At 58.0% G+C, this 12,969-nt stretch carries 21 protein-coding genes; all 21 read left to right on the plus strand.

Annotation, left to right across the window (positions count from 1 at the left end):
• Nucleotides 1–244: 244 nt before the first annotated feature.
• The 21 genes from AC0QHF_RS13795 to AC0QHF_RS13895 all read left to right on the plus strand — a co-directional run bounded on the left by AC0QHF_RS13795 (nucleotide 245) and on the right by AC0QHF_RS13895 (nucleotide 12,938).
• The gene (locus AC0QHF_RS13795; RefSeq protein WP_324704797.1) at nucleotides 245–982 is read left to right on the plus strand and encodes an HAD-IA family hydrolase; all 738 of its coding nucleotides are present in this window, start codon (nucleotides 245–247) and stop codon (nucleotides 980–982) included.
• Nucleotides 983–1,686: 704 nt separating this feature from the next.
• Entirely contained in the window at nucleotides 1,687–2,376 is a 690-nt protein-coding gene (gene rplC, locus AC0QHF_RS13800) for a 50S ribosomal protein L3 (RefSeq protein WP_324704798.1), read from the plus strand.
• A 19-nt stretch (nucleotides 2,377–2,395) separates the two neighbouring features.
• Nucleotides 2,396–3,028, plus strand: a complete 633-nt coding sequence (gene rplD, locus AC0QHF_RS13805) for a 50S ribosomal protein L4 (protein WP_324704799.1) — start codon at nucleotides 2,396–2,398, stop codon at nucleotides 3,026–3,028.
• Nucleotides 3,018–3,329: a 50S ribosomal protein L23 gene (locus AC0QHF_RS13810; protein ID WP_324704800.1), complete on the plus strand. Its 312-nt coding sequence runs from the start codon at nucleotides 3,018–3,020 to the stop codon at nucleotides 3,327–3,329. Before rplD ends, AC0QHF_RS13810 begins: the two co-directional genes overlap by 11 nt.
• 82 nt (nucleotides 3,330–3,411) lie before the next feature.
• Nucleotides 3,412–4,275, plus strand: a complete 864-nt coding sequence (gene rplB / locus AC0QHF_RS13815; protein WP_324704801.1) for a 50S ribosomal protein L2 — start codon at nucleotides 3,412–3,414, stop codon at nucleotides 4,273–4,275.
• Nucleotides 4,276–4,364: 89 nt separating this feature from the next.
• Complete coding sequence (rpsS, locus tag AC0QHF_RS13820; protein ID WP_324704802.1) at nucleotides 4,365–4,643, plus strand: 30S ribosomal protein S19; 279 nt, start codon at nucleotides 4,365–4,367, stop codon at nucleotides 4,641–4,643.
• Between the two features lie 11 nt (nucleotides 4,644–4,654).
• Complete coding sequence (gene rplV / locus AC0QHF_RS13825) at nucleotides 4,655–5,017, plus strand: 50S ribosomal protein L22 (RefSeq protein WP_324704803.1); 363 nt, start codon at nucleotides 4,655–4,657, stop codon at nucleotides 5,015–5,017.
• Between the two features lie 102 nt (nucleotides 5,018–5,119).
• Complete coding sequence (rpsC, locus tag AC0QHF_RS13830) at nucleotides 5,120–5,848, plus strand: 30S ribosomal protein S3 (protein ID WP_324704804.1); 729 nt, start codon at nucleotides 5,120–5,122, stop codon at nucleotides 5,846–5,848.
• A gap of 73 nt (nucleotides 5,849–5,921) precedes the next feature.
• Nucleotides 5,922–6,341, plus strand: coding sequence for a 50S ribosomal protein L16 (rplP, locus tag AC0QHF_RS13835; RefSeq protein WP_324704805.1), 420 nt, complete (start codon nucleotides 5,922–5,924; stop codon nucleotides 6,339–6,341).
• Nucleotides 6,342–6,425: 84 nt separating this feature from the next.
• On the plus strand, nucleotides 6,426–6,653 hold the full coding sequence (rpmC, locus tag AC0QHF_RS13840; protein WP_324704806.1) for a 50S ribosomal protein L29: 228 nt from the start codon (nucleotides 6,426–6,428) through the stop codon (nucleotides 6,651–6,653).
• 77 nt (nucleotides 6,654–6,730) lie between these two features.
• A complete protein-coding gene (gene rpsQ / locus AC0QHF_RS13845; RefSeq protein WP_324704807.1) occupies nucleotides 6,731–6,979 on the plus strand; it encodes a 30S ribosomal protein S17 in 249 nt (82 codons plus the stop codon).
• A gap of 103 nt (nucleotides 6,980–7,082) precedes the next feature.
• Nucleotides 7,083–7,451 carry a 50S ribosomal protein L14 gene (gene rplN, locus AC0QHF_RS13850; RefSeq protein WP_324704808.1) on the plus strand — a complete coding sequence of 123 codons (369 nt, stop codon included), beginning with the start codon at nucleotides 7,083–7,085 and terminating at the stop codon, nucleotides 7,449–7,451.
• 3 nt (nucleotides 7,452–7,454) lie between these two features.
• Nucleotides 7,455–7,811 (plus strand): 50S ribosomal protein L24, encoded by a 357-nt coding sequence (gene rplX, locus AC0QHF_RS13855; protein WP_324704809.1) that lies wholly within the window; start codon nucleotides 7,455–7,457, stop codon nucleotides 7,809–7,811.
• 106 nt (nucleotides 7,812–7,917) lie between these two features.
• Nucleotides 7,918–8,463, plus strand: coding sequence for a 50S ribosomal protein L5 (gene rplE, locus AC0QHF_RS13860; RefSeq protein ID WP_324704810.1), 546 nt, complete (start codon nucleotides 7,918–7,920; stop codon nucleotides 8,461–8,463).
• Between the two features lie 23 nt (nucleotides 8,464–8,486).
• Nucleotides 8,487–8,888 (plus strand): 30S ribosomal protein S8, encoded by a 402-nt coding sequence (rpsH, locus tag AC0QHF_RS13865; RefSeq protein ID WP_324704811.1) that lies wholly within the window; start codon nucleotides 8,487–8,489, stop codon nucleotides 8,886–8,888.
• A 65-nt stretch (nucleotides 8,889–8,953) separates the two neighbouring features.
• Nucleotides 8,954–9,493 carry a 50S ribosomal protein L6 gene (gene rplF / locus AC0QHF_RS13870; protein ID WP_324704812.1) on the plus strand — a complete coding sequence of 180 codons (540 nt, stop codon included), beginning with the start codon at nucleotides 8,954–8,956 and terminating at the stop codon, nucleotides 9,491–9,493.
• The gene (gene rplR / locus AC0QHF_RS13875) at nucleotides 9,493–9,855 is read left to right on the plus strand and encodes a 50S ribosomal protein L18 (RefSeq protein WP_324704813.1); all 363 of its coding nucleotides are present in this window, start codon (nucleotides 9,493–9,495) and stop codon (nucleotides 9,853–9,855) included. Before rplF ends, rplR begins: the two co-directional genes overlap by 1 nt.
• A 68-nt stretch (nucleotides 9,856–9,923) precedes the next feature.
• A complete protein-coding gene (gene rpsE / locus AC0QHF_RS13880) occupies nucleotides 9,924–10,457 on the plus strand; it encodes a 30S ribosomal protein S5 (RefSeq protein ID WP_324704814.1) in 534 nt (177 codons plus the stop codon).
• 70 nt (nucleotides 10,458–10,527) lie between these two features.
• Nucleotides 10,528–11,013: a 50S ribosomal protein L15 gene (gene rplO, locus AC0QHF_RS13885; protein WP_324704815.1), complete on the plus strand. Its 486-nt coding sequence runs from the start codon at nucleotides 10,528–10,530 to the stop codon at nucleotides 11,011–11,013.
• 39 nt (nucleotides 11,014–11,052) lie between these two features.
• Nucleotides 11,053–12,369 carry a preprotein translocase subunit SecY gene (gene secY / locus AC0QHF_RS13890; RefSeq protein WP_324704816.1) on the plus strand — a complete coding sequence of 439 codons (1,317 nt, stop codon included), beginning with the start codon at nucleotides 11,053–11,055 and terminating at the stop codon, nucleotides 12,367–12,369.
• Nucleotides 12,369–12,938 (plus strand): adenylate kinase, encoded by a 570-nt coding sequence (locus AC0QHF_RS13895; protein WP_324704817.1) that lies wholly within the window; start codon nucleotides 12,369–12,371, stop codon nucleotides 12,936–12,938. Before secY ends, AC0QHF_RS13895 begins: the two co-directional genes overlap by 1 nt.
• Nucleotides 12,939–12,969: the final 31 nt, after the last annotated feature.

Below are 12,969 nucleotides of genomic sequence, written 5' to 3' on the forward strand. Positions count from 1 at the left end.
GCTCCCTGGCGGTGCAGAATCCGCCAGATTTCTATCCGTTTTTTATGAACTCAAACACCGATTCGATTCTGGCGCGATATAATCCTATCACGGCTCGGCCCGGAAATCCACATCTTTTAACAATTCGATCGCTTTGATGGCGGCGGGGAAAACACTCATCCATCCCGACCGGAACATCGGGGCGATCGCCTGCTAAAATAACGGCAGTTCCTCGAACTTCTGAACGGCAAACGAAACCGACAACATGAACCCGACAGACGATATGATCCCCAGCCCCAAACTGATCTTCCTCGATGCCGTCGGAACCCTATTCGGCCTCCGGGATAGCGTGGGGGAAATCTACGGAAACATCGCCAGACAGTGGGGCGTGGATGTCCCCGCCAAACCCCTCAACCGGGCCTTCTTCCACGCCTTCTCCACCGCCCCCCCGATGGCCTTTCCCGACGCCGACCCCGACGATATTCCCCGGTTGGAGTTTGAATGGTGGCTCGATGTCGCCGCCCGCAGTTTCAAAGCGGTAGAAGCCTTCGACCAGTTCGCAGATTTTTCCGAGTTTTTCGTCGATCTTTACGAAGAATTTGCCACCGCCAAGCCTTGGTTCGTTTATCCCGATGTCATTCCAGCTCTAAAAAAATGGCGCGATCGCGACATCGAACTCGCCGTATTATCTAACTTTGACTCCCGACTTTATCCCCTATTGGAAGCCCTGGAACTCGCCCCCCATTTCTCCCGCGTCACCATCTCCACCGCAGTCGGAGCCGCCAAACCCGACCCGAAAATATTCGCGATCGCCCTCAAAAAACACGGCATTTCCCCCTCGGAAGTCCTCCACATCGGCGACAGCTTAAAAGCCGACTGCGAAGGGGCGAAAGCCGCCGGAATTCCCGCCATCTGGATTGATCGCGACGGCGAAAACACCCCCCAAACCCACCCGTCCGTTCTGCGACGATGTACCACCTTCGCAGAAATAGAATTGAGTTAAAATTCCCCCTTACAAAGGGGGATAATGGGGGATTTTTCAGCCACAATTAAACTGAAGAATCCCCCCCGCCCCCTGGACAAAGGCAGTCACTATCGCCTAAAACCCTTATCCAGCAAGTCTTTCGGCTACTCCATCACCGGCCAAAACCTCCTGGATGCCGATCCGCTTCCCAAAAATGTCGGAACCGGGCTTGACGAAACCCCACATTTAACATATGATAAAAAATCGTCGTCAAAACGCAGGCGACTGCTGGTATGGGGATGGCTAACTCTTAGGATTTGCCAGGAACCGGCGGTTCTATCGTCGCCACTCCACTCCCGAATCCCGTCGATTGTTCAAAGCTGCCAAAGCTTCGCCCAATTGTAGCGCGCCAGCAGTCAGGTCGGTCAAGCCTCAAAACCGTTTGACCGCAGCCGCCGAAAAGGATACTGAGTAGAACCCTACTCAAGTCCGAGCGACATCCGGGCAGCACTGAGGACCATTCCTCAGTCTTGGAACAGCTTAAACAAGTTGATAGCCTGAAAGCCTTCCAGGTCAACCCGCCTCCCCAACCGGGGGGCAAAACCGGAAGAGGCGATCGGTATGCCTGCCCCGAACCCGGGGAACTCAATTTGATGATGCCCCGAGCATCGTCAGTTTGGCGGATTAACCGTTACGGGAAATCCCGCCCTATTGTAATGCGTAGAAAAGAGAGGCTAGTTTAAGTGTCTGTAGGTATCCTCGGCACCAAGCTCGGCATGACTCAGATATTTGACGCCGAAAGCGGAAAGGCAATTCCGGTGACGGTCGTTCAAGCCGGGCCATGCCCCATCACCCAAGTCAAAACCGAAGCGACGGACGGCTACACCGCCATCCAGGTCGGTTACGGCGAAGTTCCCAACAAAACCCGCAAGCTCAACAGCAAAAAATCGCCCGATAAAGAGGTCAACAAATACCTCAGCAGCGCCGAACAGGGGCACCTGGCGAAATCCAGCAGTCCGATGGTTCGCCACCTGAAAGAATATCGGGTCGAGAGCAGCGACAGCTTCGAGCTCGGCGGCGAAATCAAAGTCGATCGCTTCGAGCCCGGCCAACTGGTGGACGTGACCGGCATCAGCATGGGTCGCGGTTTTGCGGGCAACCAGAAACGCAATAACTTCCGGCGCGGACCGATGGCCCACGGCTCCAAAAACCATCGCCTCCCCGGTTCCATCGGACCCGGAACCACCCCAGGCCGCGTTTACCCCGGCAAGAAAATGGCGGGCCGCTACGGCGGCAAGCAGATTACCACCCGGAAGCTGACCGTCGTGCGGGTAGATGCAGAACGGAATTTGCTGTTAATTAAGGGTTCGATCCCCGGCAAACCGGGCGGCCTGCTCAATATCAAACCGGCCAACCTGGTGGGTGGCAAGTAGAGAGAAAACAGGGGGAAATATGGTTGATTGTGTCGTTCGCAACTGGCAGGGGGAAGAAGTCGGACAGGCGACCCTGGAACTGAAAGTTGCAAAAGAAGAAAACGCCTCCCACATCGTCCACAGAGCATTGGTTCGCCAGATGAACAATGGGCGTCAGGGGACGGCAAACACCAAAACCCGCGCCGAAGTGCGGGGGGGCGGCCGCAAGCCGTGGCGGCAAAAAGGGACCGGACGGGCCAGAGCCGGTTCGATCCGTTCTCCGCTGTGGCGGGGAGGCGGGATCATCTTCGGCCCCAAGCCCAGAGATTACGGCATCAAGATGAATCGCAAGGAGCGGCGCCTGGCCCTGCGGACGGCGCTGCAAAGTCGGGCCGAAGACATGGTGGTGGTGGAAAATTTTGCCACCCAACTGCCCCGGCCGAAAACCAAAGATTTGATGGCAGCTTTAGATCGGTGGGGCATCTCCGCCGGAGAGAAAGTGCTGCTGGTGTTGCCCGAAAAACAAGAAAACGTCTACCTGTCGGGTCGCAACGTGGCGAAGATGAGAATTTGTCTGGCCGACAGCTTGAACGTGTATGACGTTCTGGTGGCTGACAAAATCGTGACCACAGCCGATGCCCTTGCGAAAGTTCAGGAGGTTTATGGTGACTGAATTTAAGACCCGCGATCTAGCCGACGTGATCCGGCGTCCGATCGTGACGGAAAAAGCGACCATCCAGATGGAGCTCAACCAGTTCACGTTCGATGTCGATCCGAGGGCCGACAAACCGACCATCAAAGCGGCGATCGAACTGCTGTTTGAGGTCAAAGTTCGGAGCGTGAACACCCAAAACCCGCCGCGCCGGAAGCGCCGTGTCGGCCGGTTTTCGGGCTACAAGCCGAGTTACAAGAAAGCGATCGTCACCCTAGAGGATGGGGAACCCCTGAGAAAAATCCTCTTCCCGGAGGTTTAGGTTTAAGCCGGAACCCCAACAGGATAGGGAGGTTAGGCAAAATATCTAACTTCCACGGAAACAGACAGAGGATCGATCCAAAATGGCAATTCGTTCTTACCGACCCTACACCCCCAGTACCCGCCAACATACCGTCTCGGAATTTACAGAGGTCACTCGCGCCGAGTCGGAAAAATCCTTGACCGTCTCCAAGCACCGCAACAAAGGTCGCAACAACCGGGGCGTGATCACCTGCCGCCACCGGGGGGGCGGACACAAAAAACTGTATCGAATTATCGATTTCCGGCGCGACAAGCACAACATCCCGGCGAAAGTGGCCGAGATCGAATACGATCCCAACCGCAACGCCCGCATCGCCCTGCTGTTCTACACCGACGGCGAAAAGCGCTATATCCTGCATCCGGCGGGATTGGCCGTCGGCACCACCATCGTCTCCGGACCCGAATCCCCCATCGAAGTGGGCAACGCCCTGCCCCTGTCCAAGATCCCCCTGGGTACGAGCGTCCACAACGTGGAGATGATTCCCGGCAAAGGGGGACAGATGGTGCGAGCCGCGGGGGCCAGCGCCCAGGTGATGGCAAAAGAAGGGGATTACGTCACCCTGAAACTGCCCTCCGGGGAACAGCGGAAAATTCCCGCCCGGTGCTACGCCACCATTGGCCAGGTGGGCAACGTGGACGCCAGAAACATCAGCATCGGGAAAGCCGGTCGGAATCGGTGGTTGGGCAAGCGCCCGACGGTCCGGGGTAGCGTGATGAACCCCGTCGATCACCCCCACGGCGGCGGTGAGGGACGGGCTCCCATCGGCCGCAGCGGCCCGGTGACGCCCTGGGGCAAACCCGCCTTGGGTGCCAAGACCCGAAATCCGAAGAAGCGCAGCACGGCTTTGATCGTGCGCCGCCGTCGGAAATCCTCGAAGCGCGGCAAAGGCGGCCGTCAGACCTAAGACGGTTTGGGAGGTCGAGGCGGTTCCGGCGCGAATCGCCCCGCCGTCTGCCAGCGTTCCAACCCCATACATGAATTTCAGAACACACCATGTCTCGATCGCTAAAAAAAGGCCCATTCGTTGCCGACCACTTGCTCAAAAAAATTGAAAAGCTCAATTCCGACAAAAAGAAGGAAGTGATCAAAACTTGGTCGCGGGCTTCCACCGTCGTCCCCCAGATGGTCGGCCACACGATCGCCGTCCACAACGGCCGCCAGCACGTCCCCGTCTTTATCAACGAGCAAATGGTGGGACACAAGTTGGGCGAATTCGCCCCCACCCGCACCTTCCGAGGTCACGCCAAGAGCGATAAGAAAGCCCGCCGATAAGGAGTACAGATATGGCTGTCGATACCACTACAGAAGTTCGAGCGATCGCTCGCTACATCCGAATGTCCCCCCACAAAGTCCGGCGGGTCCTCGACCAAATTCGCGGGCGCAGCTACCGGGAAGCTTTGATCGTCCTGGAGTTCATGCCCTACCGCGCCTGCACCCCCGTGCTGAAAGTGCTGCGATCGGCCGTCGCCAACGCCGAACACAACCAGGGCTTGGATCCGGCCAATTTGGTCGTCTCCCAAGCCTTCGCCGACGCCGGACCGAGCCTCAAACGCTACCGGCCCCGCGCCCAAGGTCGAGCCTACCCGATCCGCAAGCCCACCTGCCACATCACCGTGGCGGTGGCCCCGATGGAAGATGCCGGCTAAACGGGTCGTCAAACCTGCCGGGTCGAGCATTTAAACCTTAAAGAAAGCATTTTCGGCCGGATCGCCCGTCCGTCAAACTACAGACCGAATCATTAAGCTCTTATGGGACAAAAAATACATCCGATTGGTTTTCGCCTCGGCGTCACCCAAGAACACAAATCCCGCTGGTTTGCGGATACCTCCCAGTATCCCCAACTCCTGCAAGAAGACCACACCATCCGCCAGTACATCCAAAAAAATCTCAGCAACGCCGGGATCTCCGATGTCCGCATCGAGCGCAAAGCCGACCAGATCGACCTGGAAGTTCAGACCGCCCGACCCGGTGTCGTGGTCGGCCGCGGGGGGACCGGGATCGAAGCCCTGCGCGTCGGCCTCCAGAAAGAACTCGGCAGCAACCGCCAGATCCGCATCAACGTCGTGGAAGTCTCCCGCGTCGATGCCGACGCCACCCTGATCGCCGAGTACATCGCCCAGCAGCTCGAAAAGCGGGTCTCCTTCCGCCGCGTCGTCCGCCAAGCCATCACCCGCGCCCAAAAAGCCGGCGTCGAAGGCATCAAAGTCCAGGTCAGCGGCCGCCTGAACGGGGCGGAAATCGCCCGTACCGAGTGGACCCGGGAAGGTCGGGTGCCCCTGCACACCCTGCGGGCGGATATCGACTACGCCTACTGCACCGCCCTGACGATTTACGGCATCCTCGGCGTCAAGGTGTGGATCTTCAAGGGAGAAATCATCCCCGGTCAGGAAGAAACCGCCGCCCCGGCTCCGGCTCAACCCCGGCGGAGCCGACAGCCCCGGCGACAGAAGTACGACGACCGCTCGAACGAGACTTAAGTGTAGTCTGGAGTCCCTTTAACTCCGACCCACACCCCGACCACATTGTCCACCCACCACCCCAAACGCGATCATGTTAAGTCCGAGAAGAACAAAATTCCGCAAACAACAGCGCGGCCGGATGCGGGGTCAGGCGACTCGCGGCAACGAGATCAACTTCGGCGATTTTGCCCTGCAGGCCCTCGAACCCTCCTGGATCACCTCCCGGCAAATCGAAGCGGCCCGCCGTGCCATGACCCGCTACATCCGCCGGGGCGGGAAAATCTGGATTCGCGTCTTCCCCGACAAACCCGTAACCATGCGCCCCGCCGAAACCCGGATGGGTTCCGGTAAAGGTGCGCCCGAATATTGGGTCGCCGTCGTCAAACCCGGACGCATCATGTTTGAAATCGCCGGCGTCCCCGAAAATGTCGCCCGGGAAGCCATGCGCCTCGCCGCTTTCAAACTCCCCATCAAAACCAAGTTTCTGGCCCGGGAAACCGAACAATCCTAAATTTCTACGGGAGTCGGGAGAAAAAATAATTGTCAATTATCAATTCATTCCCCACACCCCAGACCCTAATTTGAGGAACGAACCATGCCCCTTCCCAACATCGAAGATGCCAGACAGCTCGGAGATGAGGAACTGTCCGAGACCATTCTGGACATCAAAAAAGAACTGGCTAACCTGCGCCTGCTCAAAGCGACCGGGCGCCTCGAAAAGCCCCACGAAATCCGACACGCCCGCCACCGATTGGCTCAATTGCTGACCGTGGAACGGCAGAGACAGCTCGAAGCTGAAGCACCGGCGGCTGCGACGGAATGAGCGCAACTTGCACCCCGATTTCGCGGGCAAGTTTGTCCCATCTCGACCCGAACTTTTATTTCTCATTTCTCACGATCATGGCAGTTAAAGAACGAGTTGGCGTAGTCGTCAGCAACAAAATGCAAAAAACGGTGGTGGTTGCCATCGAAAACCGCTCCCCCCACCCCAAATATGGAAAAATTGTCGTGAAGACCAAGCGGTACAAAGTTCACGACGAAGAGAATGCTTGTCAGGAGGGCGATCGCGTCCGGATTCGAGAAACCCGGCCGCTGAGTCGCACCAAACGCTGGAATGTCATTGAAATTCTCAACAAAACCGGCGAGTAAATGTCAGGGGTTCGTCGTAACTACCAACCCACCTCACCATTACAGAATCGACAAGTCATTTTCTGTTTATCTTCGTCCCCTAACAACTGACAAAACGAGCACCATGATTCAACAGCAGTCCATACTCAATGTTGCGGATAACAGCGGAGCCCGCAAACTCATGTGTATCCGCGTCGTGGGTGGGGGAAATCGTCGCTACGGCAAGATCGGTGACGTGATCATCGCTGTCGTCAAAGATGCGATTCCCAACATGGCGGTCAAAAAGTCCGATATCGTCCGGGCCGTGATCGTCCGCAGCCGCCAGGGGTTGCGCCGGGACAGCGGGATGAGCATCCGGTTCGACGACAACGCCGCCGTCATCATCAACCCGGACGGCAACCCCAGAGGGACCCGGGTATTCGGACCCGTGGCGCGGGAGCTGCGGGACAAGAATTTCACCAAAATCGTTTCTCTCGCACCGGAGGTACTCTAAATCATGCCCAAGCGCAAGCGCATAGCGGCCCCACCCCAGGGCTTCAAAATGCACGTCAAAAAAGGGGATACCGTCCAGGTGATCGCCGGACGGGACAAGGGGAAGGTCGGGGAAGTGATCCGCGCCATCCCCAAACTCAGCAAAGTGGTGGTCAAAGACGTGAACGTGCGAACCAAGCACGTCAAGCCCCAACAGGAGGGCGAATCCGGCCAAATCGTCAACTTCGAGGCCCCCATCCACAGCTCCAACGTGATGCTGTATTCCACCAAAGAAAAAGTGGCCAGCCGGGTTTCCTACACCTTCACCGACGAGGGGCGGAAGGTGAGGATGCTGAAAAAAACCGGGGAAATTATCGACTGACCGGCGACGGTCAAAACTCCCCGAATTCCCCTTTTTTGACATCGAACGTCTTTCTGACAATTCCTATCCCTGACCAAGCCCAGGGAACGTATTTAGGACAGTAACTATGGCCCCGACACTCAAAACAACTTATCAGGAAACCATCGTCCCGAAACTGATGGAACAGTTCAAATATGCGAACATCCATCAGGTTCCCAAACTCGTCAAAGTCACGGTCAACCGGGGACTGGGCGAGGCGTCTCAGAACGCCAAAGCCCTGGAATCCTCGGTGAACGAACTGGCGATTATCGCGGGACAAAAACCGGTCGTCACCCGGGCGAAAAAGGCGATCGCCGGCTTCAAAATCCGCCAGGGGATGCCCGTCGGCGTCATGGTCACGCTCCGGGGCGATCGGATGTATTCCTTTCTGGAGCGCCTGATCCACCTCGCCTTGCCCCGCATCCGCGACTTTCGGGGCATCAGTCCCAAAAGTTTTGACGGCCGCGGCAACTACAGCCTGGGTGTCAAAGAACAACTGATCTTCCCAGAAATCGACTACGACAGCATCGACCAAATTCGGGGTCTGGACATCGCGATCGTGACCACGGCCGAAACCGACGAAGAAGGACGTGCCTTGCTCAAAGAAATGGGAATGCCCTTCCGGGAGAACTGAGGCAGTACAACAACGAGACAACTATGGCGACGAACGACACCATTGCAGATATGTTGACGCGCATCCGAAATTCCTGCATGGCGCGGCATCAAACGACCGAAATTCCATCCACCAAAATGACCCGCAGCATCGCCAAAGTCCTCCGGGATGAAGGCTTCATCGGGAACTTTGAAGAAACCGGCGAAGGGATCAAAAAATCTCTGGTTCTTTCCCTCAAATACAACGCCAAAACCCGCACCCCCACGATTCGCAAACTCAAGCGGGTCAGCCGCCCCGGTTTGCGCGTGTACAAAAACCGCAAAGAACTGCCCAAAGTCCTCGGCGGCATCGGCATCGCGATCATTTCCACCTCCCGGGGGGTGATGACCGACCGAGAAGCCCGACGTCAGGGCGTGGGCGGCGAAGTGCTCTGCTACGTTTGGTAACGGTCCGCCCGGCGGACGGCACCCCAACCTCCAACCATTGCTCACCGACAATCAACGAAAGGATTATGTCTAGAATTGGTAAGCGTCCAATTCCGATTCCCCCCAAAGTCACCCTTACCCTCGACGGCCAAAAAGTCACCGTCAAAGGACCCCAGGGCGAACTGTCCCGGGTACTCCCCGGCGAAGTCATCCTCGAACAGGAAGGGGACACCCTGCTCGTCAAGCGCCGGGACGAATCCCGGGTCGCCCGCCAGCGCCACGGCCTGTGCCGCACCCTGGTCGCCAACATGGTCGATGGGGTCTCCAAGGGATTTGAACGGCGCCTGGAAATCCAAGGCGTGGGATATCGGGCTCAGGTGCAAGGAAAAAACCTGATTTTAAACGTCGGCTACAGCAAGCCGGTGGAAATGAAACCGCCGGAGGGCGTCACCGTGGCCGTCGAAAATAACACCAATGTGATTGTTAGCGGAATTAATAAAGAGGTGGTCGGCAACATGGCCGCCAAAATTCGAGCCGTTCGGCCGCCGGAACCCTACAAAGGCAAAGGCATTCGCTACGCCGGGGAACAAGTCAGACGTAAAGCTGGTAAGGCAGGTAAGAAGTAATGAAGCGAACTCGTATCGAATCCCGTCAGCGCCGCCACAGCCGGGTGCGGCGCAAGGTGAACGGAACCTCCGAGCGGCCGAGGTTGGCTGTGTTCCGCTCCCACAAGCACATCTACGTCCAGGTGATCGACGACAGCCGGCAGCACACCCTGGCGGCCGCGTCGAGCTTAGACCCGGAATTGAAAACCGACCGGTCAACGGGGGCGACCTGCGACGCCTCTGTCAAAGTCGGGCAACTGATCGCCAAGCGATCGCTGGACCAGGGCATCGCACGGGTGGTGTTCGACCGGGGCGGCTACATCTACCACGGCCGCGTCAAAGCCCTGGCCGACGCGGCCCGGGAAGCCGGCTTGGAGTTTTAATGTCCCCTCAAGTGTTACGCTCAAAAGATCGGGGAGTGATGTCCAAAACCGCATGAGGAATTCAAATTATGGCAGAGCAACAACAGCGCCGTAAAAAAGGCAATCGGACAAAAGAAAAAGAATCGGAATGGCAGGAGCGGGTCGTCCAAATCCGCCGCGTTACCAAAGTGGTCAAGGGCGGTAAAAAACTCAGCTTCCGGGCGATCGTTATCGTCGGCAACGAAAAAGGCCAGGTCGGCGTCGGCGTCGGCAAGGCCGCAGACGTGATCGGTGCCGTCAAAAAGGGCGTGGCCGACGGCCGTAAGAATGTCGTCGAAGTCCCCCTGACCAAATCTAACTCCATCCCCCACCCCGCCAACGGCGAGGGCGGCGGCGCCCAGGTGATGATGCGGCCGGCAGCTCCCGGTACGGGGGTAATTGCCGGGGGAGCGGTGCGAACCGTTCTGGAACTGGCCGGGGTGAAAAATGTCCTCGCCAAGCAACTCGGCTCCAGCAACCCCCTCAACAACGCCCGGGCGACTATTGACGCCCTGTCGGGGTTGCGGACGTTCTCGGAGGTCGCCAAAGAACGCGATATCTCCATCGAACAGCTTTACGCCTGACCTCCCCTGGGGGTGGCGCAGCGGTTTGCGAACTCAATTTGACAGCTCACGAATTGCGGACAGTATAACCATGAGATTAGAAGATGCCCAGCCCAAAGCGGGCTCAAAAACCCGTCGCCGTCGCCTGGGCCGGGGGATTTCCGCCGGCCAAGGAGCCAGTTGCGGCAAGGGGATGCGGGGTCAGAAGTCGCGGTCGGGCGGCAGCACCCGGCCGGGGTTCGAGGGCGGACAAAACCCCCTCTACCGACGCCTGCCGAAGCTCAAAAGCTTCCCCCTGGTGAATCGAAAACAGTACACTACGATTAATGTGGGTCGTCTGGCTTCTCTGGATGCCAATACGGAAGTCACCCTCTCCTCTTTGATCGAAGCGGGAATTCTCACGAGCGATCGCGGGCCGCTGAAGATTTTGGGAGACGGCGAACTGAACGTGGCACTCCAGGTCAAGGCCGCCGCCTTCACCCAAAGCGCCCGCTCCAAAATCGAAGCGGCCGGGGGGAGTTGCGAAGTCTTGGGAGCCGACAACACAGGTGGAGAGGAACCGGCGGAGTCGGCCTAACCCTCTCCGTCCCAATGGTGTTTCAAGAGGTAGTCCTTCATGGTCGTCAGTCGAGAAAAAGCGCCAACTGCCCAGGAAACGTTCATGCAGATGGCTCAGGCGGCGGGGTTGCGGGGTCGAATCCTCGTGACCATCGGCCTGTTGATTTTGGTGCGCTTGGGCGTTTACCTGCCCATCCCCGGGATCGACCGGGCGGCGTTCGCCGCCAACATCCAAAATACCCCCTTTATTGGTTTTCTGGATCTGTTTTCGGGGGGCGGATTTTCGGCCCTGGGGATCTTCGCCCTGGGGATTCTGCCCTATATCAACGCTTCCATCATCATGCAGCTCATGACGGCTGCCCTCCCGAGTTTGGAAGATTTGCAGAAAAATGAAGGGGAAGCGGGACGGCGCAAAATCTCCCAAATCACCCGCTACGTGGCCCTGGGATGGGCGATTTTGCAGAGCATCGGCATCGCTATCTGGGTCAGTCCCTTCGCCCAAAATCCGAACCTGCCCCAGGCTTTGGTGATGGCTGAAGTCGTCCTCGCCCTGGCCGCGGGGTCGATGTTCGTGATGTGGGTGTCGGAACTGATCACCGAACGCGGCATCGGTAACGGCGCCTCCCTGTTGATTTTTATCAATATCGTGGCGGTGCTGCCCCGATCGCTGGGCGACACCATCGAGTTGGCCCAGAGCGGCGATCGCGCCATCGTCGGCCGGGTGATTATTTTACTCGCTATCTTCCTGGCGATGATCGTCGGCATTGTCTTCGTTCAGGAGGGAAGCCGCCGCATCCCCATTGTTTCAGCCCGCCGCCAGGTCGGCCGCAAGCTGTACCGGGAAAAAACCAGCTACCTGCCCCTGCGTCTGAACCAGGGCGGGGTGATGCCGATCATCTTCGCTTCGGCGGTGCTGATCCTGCCGTTGTCGCTGTCCCAGTTCGCCAACAATCCGGTCTTGGTGCAAATTTCCACCTACCTGAGCCCCGGCGGTCCGACTCCCTGGCTCTACATCGCCTTTTACTTGCTGCTGATCCTATTCTTCAGCTATTTCTACGCCTCCCTGATCATGAACCCCGTGGACATGGCTCAGAACTTGAAAAAGATGGGGGCAAGTATTCCTGGCATCCGTCCGGGGCGGGCGACGAGCGAATATATCGAGCGGGTCCTCAATCGCCTCACCTTTTTGGGGGCGATTTTCCTCGGCATGGTGGCGATCATTCCCACGGTGGTGGAAAGTGCCACCCGGGTGCCGACGTTCCGGGGATTCGGGGCGACCTCCCTGCTGATTTTGGTGGGGGTGGCGATCGATACGGCCAAGCAAGTTCAAACCTACGTCATCTCGCAAAGATATGAAGGAATGGTGAAACGATAGTGCAACAAGTGATTTTTTTGGGGCCGCCCGGATCGGGGAAGGGAACCCAAGCGGCCCGCATCGCCGAAATCCTGCAAATCCCCCACATTTCCACCGGAGACATTTTGAGAGCGAACGTCTCTCGGGAAACGCCCCTCGGCCAACAAGCCAAAACCTACATGGACCGGGGCGATTTAGTCCCCGACCAGCTCGTTTTGGATATGGTCGAGGAGCGGTTGAAAGAACCCGACGCCCAAAAGGGCTGGATTCTGGACGGGTTCCCCCGCACCGTATCCCAAGCGGAATTTGTGGAGGAAAAATTGTTGGATTCCGACGGCAGTTCGTCGGGGGGCGAATTGCAGGCGATCAACCTCGATGTCCCGGATGATGTCCTCGTGGAACGACTGTTGGCCCGCGGCCGTCAGGACGACAACGAGGAGACGATCCGCCGCCGCCTGCAGGTGTATCGGGAACAGACCGCCCCGCTGATCGAGTTTTACAGCGATCGCGGGCAACTGCACGACGTGGACGGCGATCGCTCGATGGACGAAGTGACGGCCTGCCTGAAAAAGGCGATCGCCCCCGAATGACTGCCATTCCTCCCCGACTGCATCTAGCCCG

Source organism: Lyngbya sp. CCY1209, assembly GCF_055795065.1.

Bases quoted from the DNA above. Each gene is read 5' to 3' on its own strand.
- secY (WP_324704816.1), top strand. From the start codon at position 11,053: ATGGTCGTCAGTCGAGAAAAAGCGCCAACTGCCCAGGAAACGTTCATG.
- rplX (WP_324704809.1), top strand. From the start codon at position 7,455: ATGCCCAAGCGCAAGCGCATAGCGGCCCCACCCCAGGGCTTCAAAATG.
- rplO (WP_324704815.1), top strand. From the start codon at position 10,528: ATGAGATTAGAAGATGCCCAGCCCAAAGCGGGCTCAAAAACCCGTCGC.
- rpsE (WP_324704814.1), top strand. From the start codon at position 9,924: ATGGCAGAGCAACAACAGCGCCGTAAAAAAGGCAATCGGACAAAAGAA.
- rpmC (WP_324704806.1), top strand. From the start codon at position 6,426: ATGCCCCTTCCCAACATCGAAGATGCCAGACAGCTCGGAGATGAGGAA.
- rplR (WP_324704813.1), top strand. From the start codon at position 9,493: ATGAAGCGAACTCGTATCGAATCCCGTCAGCGCCGCCACAGCCGGGTG.
- rpsH (WP_324704811.1), top strand. From the start codon at position 8,487: ATGGCGACGAACGACACCATTGCAGATATGTTGACGCGCATCCGAAAT.
- AC0QHF_RS13810 (WP_324704800.1), top strand. From the start codon at position 3,018: ATGGTGACTGAATTTAAGACCCGCGATCTAGCCGACGTGATCCGGCGT.
- rplN (WP_324704808.1), top strand. From the start codon at position 7,083: ATGATTCAACAGCAGTCCATACTCAATGTTGCGGATAACAGCGGAGCC.
- rpsQ (WP_324704807.1), top strand. From the start codon at position 6,731: ATGGCAGTTAAAGAACGAGTTGGCGTAGTCGTCAGCAACAAAATGCAA.
- rpsS (WP_324704802.1), top strand. From the start codon at position 4,365: ATGTCTCGATCGCTAAAAAAAGGCCCATTCGTTGCCGACCACTTGCTC.
- rplB (WP_324704801.1), top strand. From the start codon at position 3,412: ATGGCAATTCGTTCTTACCGACCCTACACCCCCAGTACCCGCCAACAT.
- rplF (WP_324704812.1), top strand. From the start codon at position 8,954: ATGTCTAGAATTGGTAAGCGTCCAATTCCGATTCCCCCCAAAGTCACC.
- rpsC (WP_324704804.1), top strand. From the start codon at position 5,120: ATGGGACAAAAAATACATCCGATTGGTTTTCGCCTCGGCGTCACCCAA.
- rplP (WP_324704805.1), top strand. From the start codon at position 5,922: ATGTTAAGTCCGAGAAGAACAAAATTCCGCAAACAACAGCGCGGCCGG.
- rplV (WP_324704803.1), top strand. From the start codon at position 4,655: ATGGCTGTCGATACCACTACAGAAGTTCGAGCGATCGCTCGCTACATC.
- AC0QHF_RS13795 (WP_324704797.1), top strand. From the start codon at position 245: ATGAACCCGACAGACGATATGATCCCCAGCCCCAAACTGATCTTCCTC.
- rplE (WP_324704810.1), top strand. From the start codon at position 7,918: ATGGCCCCGACACTCAAAACAACTTATCAGGAAACCATCGTCCCGAAA.
- rplD (WP_324704799.1), top strand. From the start codon at position 2,396: ATGGTTGATTGTGTCGTTCGCAACTGGCAGGGGGAAGAAGTCGGACAG.